At 56.0% G+C, this 20,733-nt stretch carries 17 protein-coding genes; 4 read left to right on the forward strand and 13 right to left on the reverse strand.

The genetic code is table 11. From position 1 onward, the window contains the following. Positions 1–97 precede the first annotated feature (97 nt). Together EII11_RS00650 and EII11_RS00655 are read right to left on the reverse strand one after the other, a co-directional pair. A complete protein-coding gene (locus EII11_RS00650; RefSeq protein ID WP_124867575.1) occupies positions 98–2,524 on the reverse strand; it encodes a cation-translocating P-type ATPase in 2,427 nt (808 codons plus the stop codon). Between the two features lie 84 nt (positions 2,525–2,608). Continuing rightward, on the reverse strand, positions 2,609–3,619 hold the full coding sequence (locus EII11_RS00655) for a TerC family protein (RefSeq protein ID WP_124868238.1): 1,011 nt from the start codon (positions 3,617–3,619) through the stop codon (positions 2,609–2,611). A gap of 386 nt (positions 3,620–4,005) precedes the next feature. On the opposite strand from EII11_RS00655, the gene EII11_RS00660 reads away from it, so the two are divergent. Further along, positions 4,006–4,917 carry a hypothetical protein gene (locus EII11_RS00660; protein WP_124867577.1) on the forward strand — a complete coding sequence of 304 codons (912 nt, stop codon included), beginning with the start codon at positions 4,006–4,008 and terminating at the stop codon, positions 4,915–4,917. Here EII11_RS00660 and EII11_RS00665 read toward each other — a convergent pair. Beyond that, complete coding sequence (locus tag EII11_RS00665) at positions 4,865–5,617, reverse strand: CDP-alcohol phosphatidyltransferase family protein (protein WP_124867579.1); 753 nt, start codon at positions 5,615–5,617, stop codon at positions 4,865–4,867. The two genes, EII11_RS00660 and EII11_RS00665, sit on opposite strands and share 53 nt — an antisense overlap. Before the next feature lie 234 nt (positions 5,618–5,851). Between EII11_RS00665 and uvrB the strand changes: the two genes are divergently transcribed. Next, on the forward strand, positions 5,852–7,945 hold the full coding sequence (gene uvrB / locus EII11_RS00670) for an excinuclease ABC subunit UvrB (protein ID WP_124867581.1): 2,094 nt from the start codon (positions 5,852–5,854) through the stop codon (positions 7,943–7,945). Positions 7,946–8,000: 55 nt separating this feature from the next. Here the strand turns inward: uvrB and EII11_RS10895 are convergent, their stop codons facing one another. Next, positions 8,001–8,132 (reverse strand): hypothetical protein, encoded by a 132-nt coding sequence (locus tag EII11_RS10895; protein WP_276310946.1) that lies wholly within the window; start codon positions 8,130–8,132, stop codon positions 8,001–8,003. A 33-nt stretch (positions 8,133–8,165) separates the two neighbouring features. Between EII11_RS10895 and EII11_RS00675 the strand changes: the two genes are divergently transcribed. Then, on the forward strand, positions 8,166–9,869 hold the full coding sequence (locus EII11_RS00675) for an alpha-glucosidase (protein WP_124867583.1): 1,704 nt from the start codon (positions 8,166–8,168) through the stop codon (positions 9,867–9,869). 58 nt (positions 9,870–9,927) lie between these two features. Here EII11_RS00675 and coaE read toward each other — a convergent pair whose 3' ends face one another. The 7 genes from coaE to EII11_RS00710 all read right to left on the reverse strand — a co-directional run bounded on the left by coaE (position 9,928) and on the right by EII11_RS00710 (position 16,897). Continuing rightward, a complete protein-coding gene (coaE, locus tag EII11_RS00680; RefSeq protein WP_124867585.1) occupies positions 9,928–10,602 on the reverse strand; it encodes a dephospho-CoA kinase in 675 nt (224 codons plus the stop codon). 9 nt (positions 10,603–10,611) lie between these two features. After that, the gene (locus EII11_RS00685; RefSeq protein ID WP_124867587.1) at positions 10,612–11,316 is read right to left on the reverse strand and encodes a copper homeostasis protein CutC; all 705 of its coding nucleotides are present in this window, start codon (positions 11,314–11,316) and stop codon (positions 10,612–10,614) included. Beyond that, on the reverse strand, positions 11,313–12,221 hold the full coding sequence (locus EII11_RS00690; RefSeq protein ID WP_124867588.1) for an ROK family protein: 909 nt from the start codon (positions 12,219–12,221) through the stop codon (positions 11,313–11,315). Before EII11_RS00690 ends, EII11_RS00685 begins: the two co-directional genes overlap by 4 nt. After that, positions 12,218–13,675 (reverse strand): M81 family metallopeptidase, encoded by a 1,458-nt coding sequence (locus EII11_RS00695; protein WP_124867590.1) that lies wholly within the window; start codon positions 13,673–13,675, stop codon positions 12,218–12,220. Before EII11_RS00695 ends, EII11_RS00690 begins: the two co-directional genes overlap by 4 nt. Positions 13,676–13,767: 92 nt before the next feature. Beyond that, on the reverse strand, positions 13,768–14,670 hold the full coding sequence (locus tag EII11_RS00700) for a carbohydrate ABC transporter permease (RefSeq protein WP_124867592.1): 903 nt from the start codon (positions 14,668–14,670) through the stop codon (positions 13,768–13,770). Next, positions 14,660–15,574 (reverse strand): carbohydrate ABC transporter permease, encoded by a 915-nt coding sequence (locus EII11_RS00705; protein WP_124867594.1) that lies wholly within the window; start codon positions 15,572–15,574, stop codon positions 14,660–14,662. Before EII11_RS00705 ends, EII11_RS00700 begins: the two co-directional genes overlap by 11 nt. A 24-nt stretch (positions 15,575–15,598) precedes the next feature. Continuing rightward, positions 15,599–16,897 carry an ABC transporter substrate-binding protein gene (locus tag EII11_RS00710; RefSeq protein ID WP_205649183.1) on the reverse strand — a complete coding sequence of 433 codons (1,299 nt, stop codon included), beginning with the start codon at positions 16,895–16,897 and terminating at the stop codon, positions 15,599–15,601. 434 nt (positions 16,898–17,331) lie between these two features. Between EII11_RS00710 and EII11_RS00715 the strand changes: the two genes are divergently transcribed. Beyond that, on the forward strand, positions 17,332–18,507 hold the full coding sequence (locus tag EII11_RS00715; protein ID WP_124867596.1) for an ROK family protein: 1,176 nt from the start codon (positions 17,332–17,334) through the stop codon (positions 18,505–18,507). Here EII11_RS00715 and EII11_RS00720 read toward each other — a convergent pair. Further along, positions 18,494–18,910 (reverse strand): rhodanese-like domain-containing protein, encoded by a 417-nt coding sequence (locus tag EII11_RS00720; RefSeq protein ID WP_240622992.1) that lies wholly within the window; start codon positions 18,908–18,910, stop codon positions 18,494–18,496. The genes EII11_RS00715 and EII11_RS00720 overlap by 14 nt on opposite strands. A gap of 221 nt (positions 18,911–19,131) precedes the next feature. Continuing rightward, positions 19,132–20,592, reverse strand: coding sequence for a 30S ribosomal protein S1 (gene rpsA, locus EII11_RS00725; protein ID WP_124867598.1), 1,461 nt, complete (start codon positions 20,590–20,592; stop codon positions 19,132–19,134). Between the last annotated feature and the right edge of the window lie 141 nt (positions 20,593–20,733).

The following is a 20,733-nucleotide window of genomic DNA, read 5'->3' on the forward strand; positions in this document are numbered from 1 at the left end:
TCGCCTCCATTGAACGAATAGCCCTAAAGGTTAAAGGGTCATTGTAAGTGTGAAAGCCTGATGAAAAGGAGAATTTACGGCTGTGGCGTCGTCACGTTTATGCGTTCGGCGCGGTGGTGAAGTGCTGTTGGACGCGGTAGACAACCTCAATAAGCATGCATGCCACGAGCGCCATCACGCCAATAACGCTCCACTGCTCGCCCGTTGGCCACTCCAAAGCAAAGAAATGCCGCGTGATGGGAACGAGGAAACCTAGGACTGCAGCTCCGCCCATCGCTAACAAAAGGCCGATCCGCCAGCCAACAAGTGGGCGTGCTGTGATACTCAACAGCCACAAGGCGCCGGCCATGAGGGACAAGGTCGCAACGCTTTGGCCTTCAATGGTGCCAATACCCACATACCAATAGGCGAGCAAAGCAACACCGGCAAGGATTACACCCGCAGGGATTGCCACGCTCAAGGTGCGCTTGAGGAAACCTGGCACGTATCGTCGAGTATTTGGCCCAAGAGCGATTGCGAAAGCAGGAAGACCGATCGTGAGTACACCGATGTAGGTGAAGTGGCGTGGAAGGAAGGGGTAGGGCCACAGCAACAACGAGGTGGTCAGTGCCAGGACCAGCGAGTACATGGTCTTCGTGAGGAAGAGCGATGATACGCGTTCCATATTCGCGATAATCCGTCTGCCTTCAGCGACAACACCAGGAAGAACAGAAAACTCCCCACCGACAAGCACGATTTGCGATACGGCCTTCGTGGCGGGCGCCCCGTTACCCATCGCAATACCAAGGTCGGCGTCTTTGAGTGCGAGAGCATCGTTGACGCCGTCTCCGGTCATGGCAACGCAGTGGTCATCCTCCTGCAGAGCACGAACCATGGCACGCTTTTGTTCGGGCGTGACACGGCCAAAGACATCGTGATTGCGAATGGCGCTTGCGAAGGCGGCGCTCTCAAGATCCTCAGGCAGGGTGCGGGCGTCACAGACACGCACGGCCTCGCCGCCTGGGGTTGTCAGGCCAACCATCTGTGCAAGAGCAGCGACGGTGGAGGGGTTGTCGCCCGAAATGACGCGCACGCGTACGCCTTGCTCACGGAAGTAAGCGAGGGTGTCAGCAGCATCGGGCCGCAGGTCCTCTTCGAATGTCAGCATCGCAACGGCGTGCAGGTCGCGTGGAAGCTTCTCGTCACGTCCGCCGTCCTCAGTTTCTCCAGGGACGCTCGATGAATGGGCGAGTAGAAGAACACGTCGACCTTGATCTGCGTGCTCAGAAACGGAAGCGCGTAACTGTTCGACAACGGCTGCACCTGGCCCGTCAGCAATGGCATCCAAGAGGATTTCAGGGGCGCCGAAGTACCATGAGGTACCGCTAACGCCAAGGGCAGCCCACTTCCGGGCAGAAGAGAAAGCGATCGACCATTCCTCTTGAGGACGTTGCGTTACGGGGATTGTGTCATTGGCGATAGCTTCCATCACTGCAGCCGCCGTAGCGTTTGAGGACTCCTTATTGAGGAGCGCAAGAATATTGCCCGCATGTTCAGACAGAGCGGCTGCAGTGCCCTCGACGATATGGAGCCCATGAAGGCGAATACCACCGGTTGTGAGGGTGCCGGTTTTATCCAAACAGAGGGCATCAACACGGGCAAGGACCTCAACTGCGGGAAGTTCTTGAACAAGCACGTCTTGGCGGGCAAGTTTAGCTGAGCCGACCGCGAAGTTCATCGAGGTTAAAAGAACGAGGCCCTGAGGAATCATGCCAACAACGCCAGCAACTGCAAGCACCAGTCCGTGACGCCAATCGAAAGTGCCACCGTCAGCGCCCGATACCGTCCATTGCGTCCAGGCCAATAAAGCAACAACTGGAAGAATAAGGAAGGAGATGACCCGCAGCACGGCGTCGATGCCCTTTTGGATTTCTGAGGTTGTCCTCGTGAAGGCTTTGACCTGGCGCGTGATGCCTTGAGCGTAGAGATCTTCCCCTACCGCAGTAGCAACAATCAAGCCTGAGCCTGCAACGACAGAGGTACCTGCGAGCACAGGGTCACCAGGGTTTTTACGGACGGGATGAGATTCGCCCGTCAGCATCGATTCATCAACCTCAAGGCCACTGGCCTCCATGACCGTGCCGTCTACGCCGATACGGTCTCCGAGAGTGAGCTCAACAGCATCGTCGAGAACGACCTCGTCGAAAGGAATCTCAACGCTGTTGCCATCGCGCCACACGGTTGCCCGTGCAGCGTCAACGATAGCGAGTTCATCAAGGGTTCGTTTGGCCTTCCATTCCGACACGATACCAATGACCGCATTGACGATCATCACGCCACCAAAGACAGCGTCTTTCCATGTTCCAACAAGGAGCACGGTGGCCATCGCTCCAACCAAGATCGCGTTGAAGAGCGTAAAAATATTGGCGCGGGCGATCGATGACAGTGACCGGGATGTCTGCTCCTCAACGGCATTGATCTGCCCATTTTGTACGCGGGTGCGTACGTCCTGAGTGCTCAGCCCGTAGGTTGAATAGTCAGCCATGAGTTGCCTTTGTTTGGATTCTGCTGCGTTGGAACGTGTTGTGTCAGGGGCCCTCACGGTGAGGCACCCCTGACACAACTGTGCTCAGTGTCCGCGTGAGAGGGGGACGTCGTGCTTTTGCAGCGAGCGGCTCTTGATGATCGAGGCTACGACTGTGACGGTGATAGTGACACCAATAAACACGAGGGAAGGAACGATGCCAATCTCAGGAGCCCACAGCATGGGTTCGCCACCGTTGAGGAAAGGCAAGGTGTTGGTGTGCATTGCGTGCAAGATGAGCTTCACACCGATAAAGCCGAGGATGGCTGCAAGGCCGTAGTGCAAGTAGACGAGACGTTCAAGCAGTCCATCAACGAGGAAGTAGAGCTGGCGCAAGCCCAGCAGCGCAAAGGCGTTGGCTGCGAAGACGAGGTATGGCTCCTGGGTCAGACCAAAGATCGCTGGGATTGAGTCGAAAGCGAACATGAGGTCGGCAGAGCCGAGTGCAAGCACAACAAGGAAAAGGGGTGTGAGGAAGAGTTTGCCGTTTTCACGGTGGAAGAACTTTTGTCCGTCGAAGCCTTCGGTGATGGGGAAACGGCGACGCATCATGCTGACGAATGCGTTCTCGTGGTATTCCGTAGGTTCGTCGTCAATGGTGATGCCTTCACGCGCTTGCGACCATGCAGTCCATAGCAGCCATGCGCCGAAGATGAAGAACACCCAGGAGAACTTTTCGATGATTGCTGCGCCCACAAGGATGAAGATCAGGCGTAGAACCAGGGCGATGATAATGCCCGAAAGAAGGGCCTTTTGCTGGAACTCACGCGGAATCCGGAAAGAGGCCATGATGATGATAAAGACGAAAAGGTTGTCGAGCGACAAGGCCTTTTCCGTGAGGAAACCTGCGTAGTATTGGCCGGCGTAGACGGCGCCGTAGAAGTACCAGATGATGACGCCGAAACCAAGACCAAGAATGACGTATCCGAGGGACCACCAAGCAGCTTCCTTCAGGCTTGGGGCATGCGGCGTGCGAACGTGGCCAACAATATCAACGGTGATGAGGGCCAGGATAACGGCAGACAAACCGACCCAGCCAAGCAGATGGACATCCACCAGGGAGACCTCTTTCGTGTACAAGGACATGATCATGAGGTCTCTTCCCACCCTGATGCGCTCCTGGTTTCAGCGCCTGTAGGGCGGTTGTTCCGAGCAGAAAAACACTGCCGTGATGACGAAACAACGCTTGATGGGATTACTCCCCTCGGCGCTCAATTTTAGCTGGAGCACGCAAAATGGGCCTGACGGTCTGGTTTTTTGTGGCCTTTCATGACTGCGGTATTACTCACGCTTGCGATACGAGACTGAGCGAAAGGGACTGTTCAGAGCCGCATTCTGGGAGGATTTGTCCTGTTTAAGGGGTCCTTCTCAGGGGTGATGGGGGGATGAATCAGGGTGTGCCAATCCCTTTTTCAGGACTAGAAGCTACTACTATCTCACCTATGAGCCGAAAGAATGTGTCCCGCCGTGAACGACTGTCACGCCTTCTTGACGCCTTCTTCGGTTCCCCGTTCGCACCTCTTGAACTACCTGCCCTTCGGGATGCGTCGATTGATTATGAGGCTGTCCTTCGGACCGCCCGCGTTCATCAGCTCGCTGAATTGGGACGCCGAGAGGTGCGCGAGGTATCCGTAGCTGACCTAACTAATTTGAACCGTCTGCTCGACCACCTGCGTGACTCTATTGAGGATCGTTGCATCCTTTGGGTGTGCGTTGTCGACTCGGCTGCAGATCGGGACGCCATTGACGAGGTTTTGCCTGGCTTGGTTCGCGTGCTGGGCACCCATCACAGTGGGGCGACTGTTATCGGTATGCACACTGCGTCAATCACGCGTAGTGTCATCGTTGAGCATCCTCAGAAACTAGAGGTCTTTACCGGTATTGACACTGCGTATCTTCCTCGTGACATTGTCCGGTCTTTGACGAAAGCCAAGGTTGCATTAACCCACACGAGCGCTCTCATGCGTTTGGCGCGTGAACCAAAGTCCTGGGTCTATCTGACGATCTTTATCTATTCGTCTTTGCGTGCGCTGCCGGTGATGTTTGTTCCCCAGTTCCACGGTTCATTGCTGTGGCTATGGGTCATTGATATTGGCACTGCTATCCCCTACACCTGGGGGCTCTTAGCAATGTTTACCGCTGCGGTAGCCTGGGTGCGCCTTGCTGGCATGGTGACAACAGTTGTCACGTTCATCGCGCCCTATGTGTACTTCTGGCTGCATGGTGACGATTACCCGCCCTACATTGTGTTGGTCATAGCGGGAATGATTGTTGCCAGTATCGGCGTTGAGGTGTGGCGCTTTAGGCAGGAACGCAAGCTCCAGCAGACTTACGCTGCTTGTGAATCTGCTTGACTGTACGCCACGCACTAATTGCCATGATCCAGCCTCCGGAAATCCACCACACAATGACCAGCCACAGTGGTGAAGCCGGGTAGAGAGCGACAAGCCCAGCCGTAGCGAACACCCATGCGGAAGCGGCCGCAATATTGACGGGGCGCAGTCGTTTGACGCGGAAGGGATGGACGAAGGTGAGCGGGGCAACCGTCAGCACCGCAAGAGTAATGGTCACGATAATGTTCGTGATGGGCGTCAGCTCGAAGATCCACATGATGACAGCGACGACATTCCATGCGGCAGGGAAGCCCATGAAGTAGTGGTCGGAGGTTTTCAGGGCGACGTTGCAGTAACAGAAGAGTGACGACACGGTGATAAGAACCATTGCCGCGAGACCAATGGAGACACTACCGAAGTCGATGTGGAGGTAAATAAAAGCCGCGGGGATGAAGGTCCACGTCAGGTAATCGACGATGAGGTCGAGGGCTGTGCCGTCAAAACCTGGTGCGTAGGTCTTTACCTCTGCCCAGCGGGCAAAGGTGCCGTCAACACCGTCAACGATGAGGGCGATACCAAGCCACAGCCACATGAGTTTGATGTTGTTTTCGAAGAGAGCCACCGTTGCCAGACATGCCCAGAGGGCGCCGGTGAGGGTGAAGATGTGGGTTGCCCATGCGAGGGCCACGCGGTGGCGGGGAAGGCGACTATCGTCGGTCATTGCCTGACTACTCCGTATAGTTGTGGGGGTGGCTATCAGTCGTGACAGCCCCTCTAGGGTACCGTGCATTTGGCGCGCGGCGTCGCATTCGTTCCTCGTGCCACAGGTAGTACCGCTTTTGTATACATCGTATGCGTTTCCCTGGAGAAAAGGAATTAACTTCCCTCCGGAAGTGTTACCAGTATTGTGGTGCCGTTATAGGCATGTGTGTGGTGAGCGCGCTACGGTGGGTATATGATCCAACAACCTGTTCTGCGCCAAGAGCATCCTTTCGAGGTAATTTCGGAATACACACCCTCGGGAGACCAACCTCGCGCAATTGAGGAACTCTCCGAACGTCTGAACAACGGAGAACAAGATATCGTTCTTCTTGGCGCCACAGGTACTGGCAAGTCAGCTACAACCGCGTGGTTGATTGAGAAGGTTCAGCGCCCCGCCCTCGTCATTGAGCCTAATAAGACTCTTGCCGCGCAGCTCGCTGCGGAGTTTCGAGCACTTCTGCCAAATAATGCGGTGGAGTACTTCGTGTCGTACTACGACTACTACCAGCCTGAAGCCTACGTCCCCCAGACTGACACTTATATTGAGAAAGACTCGTCGATTAACGAAGAAGTCGAACGACTGCGGCATTCTGCAACAAATAGTCTGCTTACCCGCCGCGACACCGTTGTTGTTGCCTCAGTATCGTGCATCTACGGCCTTGGTACCCCCGAGGAATATGTCGCACGCATGGCAGAACTACACCGAGGCATGATCGTCGATCGCGATGATCTTTTGCGCACCTTCGTGGGAATGCAGTACGTCCGCAACGACATGGACTTCCAACGAGGCACCTTCCGTGTGCGCGGGGACACGATAGAGATCATTCCCGTTTACGAAGAGCTAGCCATCCGGATCGAAATGTTTGGCGATGAGATTGAAGCATTAGCCGTCCTTCACCCGCTGACCGGTGCAGTGATCAACGAGGTCGACCATGTTTACCTTTTCCCCGCCTCCCACTATGTCGCCGGCGAGGAACGTATGCGCCGAGCGATAGAAGGAATTGAAAGCGAAATGGAAGAGCGGGTCGCCTGGTTTGAGGGGCAAGGCAAACTTCTTGAGGCTCAACGCCTGCGTATGAGAACAACGTACGACCTGGAAATGATGAAGGAGATCGGTACCTGTGCGGGGATCGAGAACTACTCTCGACATATTGACGGCCGCAATGCGGGGACTCCCCCGCATACTCTGTTGGACTACTTCCCCGACGATTTCGTCCTCATTATCGATGAGTCGCATGTGACTGTCCCTCAGATTGGAGCCATGTTCGAGGGCGATATGTCGCGTAAGCGCACGCTCGTTGACCACGGCTTCAGGCTCCCCTCTGCCATGGATAACCGCCCGCTCAAATGGGATGAATTCGTGGAACGCATCGGTCAGACCGTCTACCTATCCGCCACTCCAGGTGACTATGAGATTGAGCGTTCTGATGGTGTCGTCGAACAAATCATCCGCCCCACTGGCCTGGTTGATCCACGCATCGTGGTCAAGCCCACCGAAGGCCAGATAGATGATCTTCTCGAACAGGTACGCGAGCGTGTCGAAAAGGATGAACGCGTTCTAGTGACGACGCTGACCAAGCGCATGGCTGAGGACCTGACCACCTATCTTGCTGAGCGAGGAGTACGCGTCGAGTATCTGCACTCTGATGTTGATACATTGCGACGCGTGGAGCTCCTACGAGAGCTGCGTTCTGGGAAGTTTGACGTATTAGTGGGTATTAATCTCTTGCGTGAAGGCTTGGACCTGCCAGAGGTTTCATTGGTCGCCATCTTGGATGCCGACAAGGAAGGCTTCTTACGCTCGACCCGCTCACTGATTCAGACCATTGGCCGCGCCGCTCGAAACGTATCGGGTGAGGTCCACATGTATGCCGATAACATCACGGACTCGATGCGTGCTGCCATTGATGAGACTGAACGCCGTCGTGCATTGCAGATTGCCCACAACACTGAGCATGGAATCGATCCCCAGCCTTTGCGTAAGAAGATTGCTGACGTGACCGACATGCTCGCTCGTGAGGCAGTAGATACTGCCACCCTTCTTGAAGGCGGCTATCGGAAGGAAGGGAGCGCCTCGCCTGCGTCCCGCAAAGCCGCACACGCCGCTGCCGCACACGAACGTCGTCCGGTACCGGGCGCCGAGGCCGAACTTGTTGCCCTCATCGAGGAAGTTCATGCTCAGATGCGCGGTGCCGCCGAAGAGCTCAAGTTTGAGTTGGCCGCGCGATTACGCGACGAACTCCAAGACCTCAAGAAAGAATTACGCCAAATGCGACAGATGAACTGAGGGAACAAGTGACGCGCCCGACCGTGACCTTAGGCGAGCAGCGAGCACTCTCCCTCTAGTCTTTGGCATCGTCTGACCTCTGCACGTTCTCCCGAAGGAGGCCTGTGAAGGAAGAAGGAATGTCATTCACTTCACCGGTAAGGCCGAGTGCAGCGTAGGATGTTTTGCGCACTTCAACGGCGGTCATGGCACCACTAGCAAGTCTAAGAAGCGAGGAACAATGACACTGGCACACTCCAGCGCAACCCCCTGGTGGAAGGACTCCACCGTCTACCAGGTCTACCCTCGTTCTTTCCAAGACACCAATGGTGACGGCATCGGGGACATTCCTGGCATCACTCGCCGCGTCCCATATCTGGCCGATCTTGGTGTAGAGATCGTGTGGCTCTCGCCCGTCTACCGCTCCCCCATGCGTGACAACGGCTATGACATTGCCGATTACGATGCCATTGACCCCATGTTTGGTTCTATGGATGACATCGATGAACTCATTTCCGCCCTTCACGCACGGGGCATGAAACTAGTCATGGATCTTGTCGTGAACCACACGTCCAGCGATCACCCGTGGTTCATTGAGAGTCAAGACCCTTCGTCACCGAAACGAGACTGGTACATCTGGCGGGCAGCACGTAGCGAATGCCAGCCCGACGAGAACGCAGGGCCCGGTCAGTGGCGCGGTGACGAACCGAATCAGTGGCGAAGCGCCTTCTCCGGGCCGGTGTGGAGCTGGCACAACGAGTCCCAGTCCTACTACATGCACCTTTTTGCTCCTGAACAACCAGATCTCAACTGGGAAAATCCAGAGGTTCGCCAGGCAATCTACGCCATGATGCGTCGCTGGTGCGACCGCGGTGTTGACGGTTTCCGCATGGACGTCATCAATCTCATCTCCAAGCCTGACAACCTGTACGAGGACGGCCCTGGAGGACTGGATCGTGCAATGTTTGGGCCACGTTTCCACGACTACATGCAAGAAATGCATCGAGAGGTCTTTGACGCCTACCCAGATTGCGTGTTTTTCACTGTGGGTGAAGCCCCTGGGGCAACCCCAGATCAAGCATCATTGACCTCCCATCCGGAACGTCGTGAGCTTGACATGGTCTTCCAGTTTGAACACATGGGATTGGACAGCCGCGATGGGGATAAGTTCCATCCGCGCGCCCTCCACCTGCCAGACATGAAGCGTAACCTCGCACACTGGACCAGAAGCCTGCACAACCGCGGCTGGAACTCCCTGTATCTGTCGAATCACGATCAGCCTCGTCCGGTTTCCCGTTACGGAAATGACCTTACCTACCGGCACGAGTCAGCCTGTGCGTGGGGTGCGATGCTGCACGCACACCAGGGAACCCCTTTTGTCTACCAGGGTGAAGAACTCGGAATGGGGAACTTCCCCTGGCAGGACCTCCACCAATTCAACGACCTTGAGACGCTCAATTACTGGCGTGAATGTGTGGAGCTTGGTGGGCAGCAGCCAGACCAGGTGTGGCCAGGAATCGTCGCCATGAGCCGTGATAATGCGCGCACTCCCCTACAGTGGGATGACAGCGACCATGGCGGTTTCACAACAGGGACACCATGGCTTCCCGTCCATCCTGCTTACACGCATGTCAACGCCGCCCAGCAGACCGCTGATCCCTCGTCAACATTTAGCTTCTACCAACGGATGATCGCACTGCGCAAGGAACATCCGATCCTCGTTGACGGCACTTTTATGCTTCTCCACGAGGACGACCAGCGCCTGTGGTGGGTGCGCCGGGAATGGGATGGGCATGTCCTTGAGGCGCTCGCAAATATGTCCGATGAGGCATATGAGATCGAATGCCCTGAGGGTGAGATTCTTCTATCAAACTATCCTGACGCCCACGAGCAGCGCGACAGCGGGGTATTGCGTCCCTGGGAAACCCTGTGGATCCTTCGTTAAAGATCAGCTTGTGACATTGCCAGGATGCCTGCGTAAAACGTGGGCATCCTTGGCGGTATTACATCACGGTTGGAAGAAGCCACGTCTTCACTACCACTTCGGCCAAGCCTTCAAGATCGCTTTGAGTTCCGGTGTTGTCCACCCACACCGAGGCGTACTCACGGCGCGTCGCATCATCAATCTGCGCCGCAATGCGTTGCTGAGCATCGTCAGGTGAAAGGCCGCGGGAAACAAGGCGCGTGAGTTTTTCCTCCAGTGGCGCCCCCACCATGATGACAACATCAAAAGGAGCAGCTTCTTCAGCGTTTCGAATGAGCGGCACATCATATACCGCCATTCCCTCAGCAGGGGCAGTACTGAGTAGGGCACGCGCTTCCTGAGCAATGAGAGGATGCATGATCTGCTCAACCTCGGCGCGTAATGCGGAATCTCCAAAAATGAGTCCGGCCAACTGCTGGCGATTCAAAGTGCCGTCTTCGTTGAGAATTTTACTGCCGAAACGCTCGACTAAGGCCATCAGTCCGGGAGTGCCGGGCATGACAACATCGCGGGCCAATTGATCGGCGTCAGCGTAGGCGGCGGCGAAAGGAGCAAGAGCTCGTGCGAAAGTGGTTTTTCCCGAGCCAATCCCACCCGAGATCGCAACGATTAAGGGGCGCGATGAAGAATTTGCCCACGGGCGAAGGAGATGGGCAGAGGCACCGCCAACATGCAAGGGGGAGGACACAACCATGACGGTAGTCTAAACCCGCTGCTGATCGGCACTCCGAACCTGCTGCATGATTTCCTCCACAGCCTTTTGATCAGTGCCGTAGCCTTGCGGCCCAGGTGCGCGCATGTGCACTTCCAGAACCCCTGTCAACGCGATAGTTTCGGCAACGTTGTGGGCACGTAGCCCTCCCGAGCCGAGGATAATCAGGGCTTCTCCCACCTGTTCCACCATTTGCGCCAGTACCGTGGGCTGTGCAAGCTGCGGGTGACCACCAGTGGTCAAGACTCGCTCATACCCCAGGCGAAGGAGTGTCTCTAGGCCTTTACCAATGTCTGGCACCATATCGAAGGCGCGGTGGAAAGTAAGAGGCCTCTCCCCCGCTGCTTCCCTCATACGCAGCGCCGCGTCCTCATTGATGGTGAAATCGCGGTTCAATGCTCCGACGACGAAGCCAACAGGAATCTCAGCATCCTCTGTCAGAGTGTGTAGGCGCGCAATATCGGTGCATAGGACAGAGACTTCCTCATCTGAATGGAAGAAATCACCTGCCCTCGGGCGAACGAGTATCTGAATTCCACCAGACGGTCCGTACTCAAGTGCGGCGGTAACCACCTCGTCTGTAGGAGTCAGGCCGCCACACTCGATCTCTCGGCAGAGTTCAAGGCGATCCGCGCCGCCATTGTATGCGTTCACCGCGCCTTCAAGATCATCAACACATATCTCGACAAGGGTCACACTGACCACCTCTCATAGTCTGTGGACTCGGACGCTTGACAGCCGAGGATAGCTGCGCCCCAACGTCCTGCCGCACCGCCAAGCTCTGCCGTCACCAAGGGAGGAGCTTCGCGCCATCGTAAAAGCTCATCGAGATGATGCTGGATAGGAAGCAACAGTGTGTCTCCCGCATGCGACAGCCCACCACCGATGATGATTCTTTCAGGATCAACTGCAAGTACAAGATGGGCAAGGCTCATCGCCAGTGCGGCAACCGCAGTAGTCCAGACGTCGCGGGCGATGAGGTCGTCGTCAAGACGTTCTTCAATGGCTTTCGCGCCAATGTCGTGGCCACTCAATCGCGCATAGCGCCGCGCGATCCCTTTGGCCGACGCGTAGACCTCCAAGCAGCCTCGCTGCCCGCAACGGCATTCCTCACCGTCAAGGAATATCGGCGCATGCCCAACTTCGCCCGCGCAAAATGTTTGCCCTGACCACAGTCCCCCATTGAGCATAAGAGCTACGGAGATTCCAGTCCCAATGGGCATCATGATGAAGGATGAAGCTCCCCTACCTGCGCCAAGGACAGCTTCGGCAAGCCCCGCTGCCCGCCCGTCGTGTCCAAGAAACGTTGGCCGCTTCGTGGCGTGTGCAACGGCATCTGCGAGGGGCACACCGGCAAGCTCAAGATTGGCGGCATACACAACTGTGCCGGAGTTTTCATCGACGATTCCCGGGCAAATAACTCCGACACCCGTGATGTGCGGATATTTGGAGACAAGATCAGCAGCAAGAGCTTCGACCTTGGTGACAATATTCCCTTGTGAGTCGTAGTGTCCGTCGGCAACAATCTGACCGGAGCTGTTGACAATCATCCATTTAGTTGAGGTGCCGCCAATGTCGATACCTGCGTATAGGTTTGTCATGGGACGACAACTCTCGCGCGCAAAGGGCCAGGGTCCATCGATGGATCAAAGGGATACATTGGACGGTCAATATGTTGGTGACCGAGACGCAGAAGGTCTTGATCGACCCCTCCGGGGGTGAGGGCCATCAGCCAATCAGCTTGCGCATCGTAGAGATCTGGCTCAAGATAGCCGATCTTGACAACCACTACGTCAGCATTGCGCACGTCTAGTCCCAGCCGTGCAAACTGTTCATGCTCGGTGTATTGATTACGCCGAGTCGTGACAATGAGAGTTAGCCCGCCGGTGACAAGCGCAGCAGTGTGTCCTCCCTGAGGATCGTCTACGAGGGCGGAGACGGTCGCGTCGATGAGCTGAGGGCCGGGGGCGCGCGTATCGATATGGCCACCCACCTCAACTTGAAGCTGCGCTCCAACTCCGGCTTCCCAACAGCGGGCGACCGCATCGGGGTCAACGATGGAGGCATGAATCACTGAGAGTGACGCATTTTGGACCGGTGGCCACTGCAGCAAAGAATGAAGCGCAACGGTGACGTCATCGGCTCCACCAGCACCGGGGTTGTCTCCCGAATCGGAAATGAAGAACGGGCGTGGCGCTGTTAACGCGTGCTCAAGGCACTCTTCCATGGTTGCCACAGGCGCAACAAACACGAAATCCTCGGCGTAGTTCCAGAATGCCTGGCCCAGCGCTTCGGCTTGTGTGGTGACTTTTTCGGGGTCGTCGCCATAGACAACGACTGCCCCCTTGCAGCGCGGCTGATCGGCCCACGCAAAACCAATCCATATGGCTGCGTCCGTGATCCCTTCCATTGCTTCGATGCCCGGGATCATTGCGTAGAGGCTTTTGGCGGGCTCGATACGGGTCGAGGTCTTTTCGCCGGGCAGAAGAATTGGAACGTGAACAAGAGCTTTGGCTGGTTTAGGCTGGCCTGCAAGCAAGCGCTCAACGAGGTTTCGTGCTGCACGTTCGCGAGATTCCCAGGCGTCCTCGTGGGGAGCCATCCGGTAGCAAGTCAAAAGATCGCATCCTTCGAAGAGGGTATGCGAGACGTTACCGTGAAGGTCCATCGAGGCTGACACCATGGGTCCTGTGCCGATGATCGTACGAATGGACGAAATGAGATCGCCTTCGGCGTCGTCAAGCCCTTCAACACTCATTGCTCCGTGAATATCGAAGAAGAGTCCATCGATGTGCCCACAGGCGGCGAGCCCTTGACAGATTTCTGTCTTCCACTCGTCATAGCAGCGGCGCTCGACGACCCCTCCGGGCAGGGCGCGGGCGTGAAGGATGGGAATCCACTCAATTGATTGTGCCCATGCCGTGTCCATCCACTCGTACCGTGCGAGAAGCTGGTCTCCTCGGGTGATGGTGAAGTCTTTTTCCGTGGAAATGTAGGGCGTGAAGGTTGAGCTTTCGATATGAATGCCGCAAATGGCGATGCGAGGTGCAGTCATAATGGCGTCTTTCCTTTAACAGGAGTGAGTGGTAGTGACTGGGTGATGCGGGGCAAGGCAGTTGCGGACTCTGTCCGATCGGTACTGTTTGCTTAGCGTCCGCCCATGCCTGACATGGCAATGCCCTTGATGAGGTGCTTTTGCAGTGCAATGACAAGGATCGTCGTGGGGATCATTGACACGATAGAGGCTGCGATCTGGAGGTCCATCCGTGTGCCTTCCTGTGTGGAGAAGGAGGCAAGACCGATGGGCAGCGTACCCAGGGAGTTGTAGTCAACGGTGACAATCAACGGCCACAGGTAGGAGTTCCAAAAGCCCATGAAGGTGAAGACGGCCAGCACAGCAATTGCTGACTTTGTCAGAGGGAGGATGATGGTGAAGAAGGTGCGGAATGGGCCGGCACCGTCAACGCGCGCGGCCTCTTCAAGTTCGAAGGGGATCCCGCGCATGAATTGGCGCATGAGGAAGGTTCCGAACGCGCCAAAGGCGAAGGGAAAAATCAATGCCTGATAGGTGTTTACCCATCCAAACTTTTGCATGAGGATGAACATGGGAATCACGAGCACCTCAGCTGGCACCATCATGGTGGCGAGGAACAGGAGGAATGCGGTGTCACGTCCGCGCCAACGCAGGCGTGAGAAGGCGTATCCTGCGGTGGTCGAGACGATGAGGACAACGATCGTTCCAAGAATGGCAACGATGAAGGAGTTGGTGATGTAGCGGACGAAGGGGCCGTAGGTGAAGACCTCAATGTAGTTAGACCACCGAAGCTTGGCGCCAAAAAGTGTTGGGGGCACTGCGTAGATCTCGTCTTTGTGTTTGAGAGAGGAGAAGAACGCATAGATAAGGGGAGCAGCGAAGAAGAAGGCTGCAATCCAGACCGTCACATTAGCGACAATGTCCTTGAAGATCGTTGTTTCTCCGCCAAGAAGTCCGGCGTTTGAGAGGAGCCTCCGTTCGGCGCCACGACGCGAGGTTGTCACATCAGACTTCATAGTGCACCCACTTCTTCTGTGCTTGGAACTGGAAGGCTGTGATGAGGATGATGATTGCGAAGAGGATCCATGCCGCTGCAGCAGCCATGCCTAGTTGTTGGAACTTAAAGCCGGTGTTGTAAATGAACATCACCATCGGCAGAGTTGAGTTTCCGGGCCCGCCTCCGGTGAGCATTTGAGGCTGGACAAAGACTTGGAGTGCTCCGATGACAGTCATTACTGCGGCGAAGAAGATCGAGGGTGACATCATTGGCAGAATCACTTTGAACAGCATCGTCATTCCTTTGGCGCCGTCGATGCGTGCGGCTTCCATGACTGATTCTGGGAGCTGTTCAAGTGCGGCTGAGAAGATCAACATGTTATACCCGACGCCTTGCCACACACTCATGACAACGATCATGATCATGGCCCACTGAGGATGCGCGAGGAATGAGGGCAGTTCGATGCCGAACCATGAGATCGCGAGGCCATTAAAAAGGCCTTGAGGTTGTAAGAGCATTCGCCACACGAGAACGTTCGCGACCATGGGGGTGACGACGGGGATGAAGAACAGCACTCGGAAGGCGTTGCGGCCTCGGATACGAGGACCAACGATGAGGGCGAGTGTGAGCGAGACGATGATGTTCGTGGGCACGTACAGCAAAGCAAAAACGATGGAGTTTCTGATTGCGGGCGTGAAGTCGGGGCTTTCGGTGAGCAACCACTTATAGTTGTCGAGTCCAACGAAAGTGCGCTCACCGAAGGCTGGCCAGTTGTACATACTCATCACGATCGAGAGCACCACGGGGACAACTGTGAAGAGGGCGAGGCCCACCAGGGCTGGGCTTGCAAAACCCAGCGCCTGGCGGGACTCGATCTTCGCCAGCTTGCTACGCCGTGGACGTGCAGCAGGTGACGTAGTCATGGGAGTGATTTCTCAGTGGGTGACTCACTTGCCGAACTGGCTTTGAGCCTGTTCGAGCATTTGGGTCATGGTCATTTGGCCGGTGTAAACGGACACGAGGTTCGGAGTGAAGTACTCGTTCACTTGGGTCCACACGCCGGTGGAGTGTTGCCCAACGACGTCGCTGAATGCTGCGTCGAAGGCGTCCTTCACATCATTGCGAATGCCCTCGTCGAGGGATTCGAAGTAGAGGGGCTGGGATTCCTTCAGAGCTGGGTAGGAGCGTCCGGAGGAAGCGAGGTAGTCTTGAGCGTCCTTGGAGACGAGGGAGCCGAGAACCTTCAGTGCGGCTTCTCGTTCCGCACCTTCACAGTTGGCAGCGATGCCGAATCCGGATCCAAGAATGAGGCCCAACGAGCCCTTATCGCCCTTGGGGAGGCGGGTCGCGCCGGCTTTGAATCCGGCTTCGTTGGTGAAGTAGGACTTGGCGTTCCAGGTTCCGTCAACGGCCATGGAGACGTTGCCGGCATTGTATTGGTCCTCACCCCATCCGGCTTCTGATGCGGATGGAACCGGATCAGCAAGCCCATCCTTGACCAGTTTTGCGTACCATTCTGCGGCTTCAACGAAGGCGGGGTTGGTCAGGTCAAGTTCGTTCTTGTCGTTGACGGGCTGAACGCCAGACTTTGCGATGGGCAGCGCCATCCACTGGAATTCGCCCATGCCAACGGCGAAGCCCTTGCGAGCATCGGTGGTAGCGCCCTTGGCGGTGGCAACGAAATCGTCGAAGGTCCAGTCTTTAGAGGGCTCAGGAGTATTCGTTTCTGCCAGGTGGTCTTTGTTGTAATAGACCATCATTGCTGCGACATCGAAGGGCAATCCGTAGAGCTTACCGTCGTAGGAGAGGATGTCGAGGGCACCTTCTGTGAAGGCGGCTTTATCAATACCTGCGATCGCAAGGTCTTCGTCACTGAGGGGCGAGAGTGCCTGGTAGAAGGTGTTGAGTCGCTGGCCGTTCATTGAGGTCACGCATGCAAGGTTGCCAGAGGAAGCATTGGCGGTGAGTTTGGTGAAGTAATCGCCCCATGACGCTGTCTGGGTGGTGAGCTCGATGTCAGGGTTCTGAGCGCGAACAATTTCTGCTGTTTCCTCGACCCACTTTTGGCTTTCCTCGCCGCCTGCCCACATATCCCAGGTGACGGCGATTTTCTCGCTGGATGTGCCACCATCTGTGCTGGCGGCACCACTTGTGCTGCTGTCGGTTCCACTGGCACATGCGGCGAGGCTCATCATGGCAGCGGCTGTGAGAAGCGCTGTCGTGATCTTCGGAGCGCGGTGTGTCATGGTTGTCGTTCCTCTCTTGTAAGGATGCTCATCGTTGAAGCAAATACAGAAAGTCTGTGTCACGAGGGGTATGTCGTGTCACGGTGAAGGTAGGAGTAGTTGCCTCAGTGCAGTCATTGCCTGACGCGGGGTTTCCTACATGCGGTTGAGCGGTTGGGGTGTGAATCCGTATAGCCGGTAGAAAGAAACTGCGATCTCGCAAGATGGCCTCATCACTGAGTCTGCGAGTGCGGTTACTCAACACCTTTTATTCGGACTTGGCAACTTAGTTCGATTAATGTTCCGAACTTTGCTGTTGAAGTGAGCATACAACACAAGTTGCCGAAATGACACCAATATTCTGCCCTTAGGACAGATTTTTATGTAACATTTAGGTGACGGCGAAGACTTCCTTCGACGTCGTGATAAGAACTTTTAGGCAGGAGAATACTCCAATGGTCACCGATAAAGCCGCATCCTCATTGCCCGAAGTAAATGACTCAACCACCTTGCGCATTCTTGACGCCGTACGTACCAAGCAAGCTATTAGTAGAGCTGACCTGGCCCGACTTCTGAATCTTGCCCCATCGACAGTATCTCAAAAAGTTTCCGAACTATTAGATGAGGGACTCCTGGAGGAACAGGGACAGGCAACAACACGAGCCGGCCGTCCACCTCGAATCCTCAAAGCCCCCAACTCGCGTACCTGTTACGCCACGGTGGATCTGGGCACTTCACACGCTCGATACGGCTATTCGGACCTTAACGGACGTTTCCTGTCAGTCGCTGAGCGCCCCATTGACACGAAGAAAGGGCCGTCACACGCTATCGAGGAGATCGTTGCCCACATTCGCCAAGATCTCGCAGACTCCGATGTTCCTCTTCGTCTTGCAGGGCTATGTCTTTCAGTTCCTGCGCCTGTTGATACCGAAAACGGCTGGGTTGAACAGGGCGCCAATCTCCCCCGCTGGAGTCGGTATCCTCTGCAGGAGGTACTCACAACGACCTTGGGTGTCCCAACGCTCGTCATCAACGATGCAAATGCTATGGCAATCGGGGAGCACCTTCAGCATCCCTCATTGCGTCACTCTATCGCCGTTAAAATCGGCCGCGGTATTGGTACCGGCATTGTTATTGACTCACGGCCCTACAACGGTGCAACCGGTGCATCTGGGGATATCTCCCATACCCGCGTCGCCAACAGTGAAGCAGCGCTGCCTTGTGCCTGTGGCAATATGGGTTGCTTGGAAACTCTGGCCTCAGCACAGGCTCTACTCCGGCAATATCAAGAACAGGGCGGCGAAGCGCAGAGTGTTGCAGACTTCGTCCGCCTTGCCCAGGAAGCCGATCCGCTTGCTACGACGCTCGCACGTCAGGCTGGTCATCATCTTGGCAAGATTCTTGCCTCAGTCGTGAGCTTTTTTAATCCTGACGCAGTGTTTCTTGGAGGGCTCATCTCAACAATCGAACCCTTCGTAGCAGCAGTGCGCAGCTCTCTGTATGACCGTTGCCATCCTCTTGTTACACGCAATCTGATCATTGAACATGCAAGTTTGGGGGCCGATGCGGGCATCACAGGAGCTGCGCATATGATTCGAAGGTACGTGGAAGAAACTGCTACTTCACGATAGGTGTCGAGAGAATCTCTGATGCCTCATCTCGTGAACCAAGATTTTGCACCGAGGTGAAGCCAGCGCTTTCCATGAAAGAAACCGCTTGTCCAGATCGGTTTCCCGAACGGCAGTAGACCGCATAGTTCCCTGCGGGGTCAAGGGCTGCAATCTGCTCCTTGAAGTCTTCGGCCTGAATGTCGATATTGACTGCACCTTCCAGATGGCCTTCAGCATATTCTTCAGGTGTGCGCACATCAATGATCGTCATGTCAGACGGTGCAACGTTCTGAGTGCTTGCTGTTGATGATGATTCTGTGTTCACTTCGGCAGCACTGTCTGCGGGTGTACTTGCACATGCGCTCAGTACGATAAGACACGCGCCACACAGGGCAGCAAGAGCAGGACGGCGACGACTCATCATGGGAAACTCTCTCCACTTAATCCAATAGGCAAATATGCGCTATTCATTCTAGCCATGCTTCCGCTACCTGACCGTGCACAGGCAAAGACGCATGGCTCGTGCACACGGTGAAGTAACCCACATCTTCAACAGGGGCTATTAGGCGCGTTGAGAGCAACAAAAGGTGTGGTCCCCAAGTATGACACTTGGGGACCACACCTTTTTACTTAGCGAGGTTTACCTCAGTTGGAGGAGGTCAGCTTCTCGCGCAGTGCTGCAAGAGCTTCATCCGAGGCAAGGGTGCCTGCGGTGTCCACGGGGGTGGAGTAGGAAGCCTGCTCTTCAACGGTGGGGGCAGTCTCGACGTCCTCTTCAAGAGCGCGAGCAACCTGAGCCTTGTGGGCTTCCCAACGTGCCTGAGCTTCTGCGTACTGAGCTTCCCAAGCCTCACGCTGAGCCTCGAAGCCCTCCATCCATTCCTGGGTTTCGGGATCGAAGCCTTCGGGGTACTTGTAGTTGCCGTCTTCGTCGTACTCAGCGGCCATGCCGTAGAGCGAAGGATCGAAGTCATCGGTGGTGGGATCAACACCAACATTGGCCTGCTTGAGAGACAGGGAGATGCGGCGACGCTCAAGGTCAATGTCGATGACCTTCACGAAGACCTCATCGCCAACCTTGGCAACCTGCTCGGGCAGCTCAACGTGACGCTGAGCGAGCTCGGAGATGTGAACCAGGCCCTCGATGCCGTCCTCGACGCGCACAAATGCGCCGAAGGGAACAAGCTTGGTGACCTTACCGGGCACAACCTGGCCGATGGCGTGGGTGCGGGCGAATGCCTGCCACGGATCTTCCTGGGTGGCCTTGAGGGACAGGGAGACGCGCTCGCGATCCATGTCGACGTCGAGAACCTCGACGGTGACTTCCTGGCCAACCTCGACGACCTCTGAAGGGTGGTCGATGTGCTTCCAGGACAGTTCGGAGACGTGAACGAGGCCGTCAACGCCACCGAGGTCAACGAATGCACCGAAGTTAACGATGGAGGAGACGTTGCCCTTACGAACCTGGCCCTTTTGCAGGGTGTGCAGGAAGTTGGTGCGAACCTCGGACTGGGTCTGCTCAAGCCAAGCGCGGCGGGACAGAACCACGTTGTTGCGGTTCTTGTCGAGCTCGATGATCTTTGCTTCAAGCTCACGACCGATGTAGGGCTGGAGGTCGCGGACGCGACGCATCTCAACCAGGGAAGCGGGAAGGAAGCCGCGAAGACCGATGTCAAGGATCAGGCCGCCCTTGACGACCTCAATGACGGTGCCGGTAACGACGCCATCTTCTTCCTTAACCTTCTCAATCTGACCCCAAGCGCGCTCGTACTGTGCACGCTTCTTGGACAGGAGCAGGCGGCCTTCCTTGTCTTCCTTCTGAAGAACAAGAGCCTCGATTTGATCGCCAACAGCAACAACGTCATCGGGATCAACGTCGTGCTTGATGGAGAGCTCACGGGAGAGGATGACACCTTCGGTCTTGTAACCGATGTCGAGGAGGACCTCATCGTGGTCGACCTTGACGACAGTACCCTCGACGATGTCGCCATCGTTGAAGTACTTGATGGTTTCATCAATGGCGGCGAGCAGGTCCTCGGTGGACCCAATGTCGTTCACTGCAACCTGAGGAGTGCTGTTGCCCGGCTGCGAGGTGGTCGTGGTCATGTAGTTGTGTACTCCGAAACGGACTGGATAGATAGATGGACAATTCTGGCGCCTATCCACGGTTACGCACGCAACCCAGATTGGGCACCTCTATCATCCTAACAGCCTTCGCCGATTCCTACACGCACTTGACGCGCGCGT

The sequence above is a fragment of the Schaalia canis genome, from assembly GCF_003858455.1.
Lineage (GTDB): Bacteria > Actinomycetota > Actinomycetes > Actinomycetales > Actinomycetaceae > Pauljensenia > Pauljensenia canis.

Coding starts and splice junctions, on each gene's coding strand:
- EII11_RS00650 (WP_124867575.1), bottom strand. CDS start 2,524: ATGGCTGACTATTCAACCTACGGGCTGAGCACTCAGGACGTACGCACC.
- EII11_RS00660 (WP_124867577.1), top strand. CDS start 4,006: ATGAGCCGAAAGAATGTGTCCCGCCGTGAACGACTGTCACGCCTTCTT.
- EII11_RS00665 (WP_124867579.1), bottom strand. CDS start 5,617: ATGACCGACGATAGTCGCCTTCCCCGCCACCGCGTGGCCCTCGCATGG.
- uvrB (WP_124867581.1), top strand. CDS start 5,852: ATGATCCAACAACCTGTTCTGCGCCAAGAGCATCCTTTCGAGGTAATT.
- EII11_RS10895 (WP_276310946.1), bottom strand. CDS start 8,132: ATGACCGCCGTTGAAGTGCGCAAAACATCCTACGCTGCACTCGGCCTT.
- EII11_RS00675 (WP_124867583.1), top strand. CDS start 8,166: ATGACACTGGCACACTCCAGCGCAACCCCCTGGTGGAAGGACTCCACC.
- coaE (WP_124867585.1), bottom strand. CDS start 10,602: ATGGTTGTGTCCTCCCCCTTGCATGTTGGCGGTGCCTCTGCCCATCTC.
- EII11_RS00690 (WP_124867588.1), bottom strand. CDS start 12,221: ATGACAAACCTATACGCAGGTATCGACATTGGCGGCACCTCAACTAAA.
- EII11_RS00695 (WP_124867590.1), bottom strand. CDS start 13,675: ATGACTGCACCTCGCATCGCCATTTGCGGCATTCATATCGAAAGCTCA.
- EII11_RS00700 (WP_124867592.1), bottom strand. CDS start 14,670: ATGAAGTCTGATGTGACAACCTCGCGTCGTGGCGCCGAACGGAGGCTC.
- EII11_RS00705 (WP_124867594.1), bottom strand. CDS start 15,574: ATGACTACGTCACCTGCTGCACGTCCACGGCGTAGCAAGCTGGCGAAG.
- EII11_RS00710 (WP_205649183.1), bottom strand. CDS start 16,897: ATGACACACCGCGCTCCGAAGATCACGACAGCGCTTCTCACAGCCGCT.
- EII11_RS00715 (WP_124867596.1), top strand. CDS start 17,332: ATGGTCACCGATAAAGCCGCATCCTCATTGCCCGAAGTAAATGACTCA.
- EII11_RS00720 (WP_240622992.1), bottom strand. CDS start 18,910: ATGATGAGTCGTCGCCGTCCTGCTCTTGCTGCCCTGTGTGGCGCGTGT.
- rpsA (WP_124867598.1), bottom strand. CDS start 20,592: ATGACCACGACCACCTCGCAGCCGGGCAACAGCACTCCTCAGGTTGCA.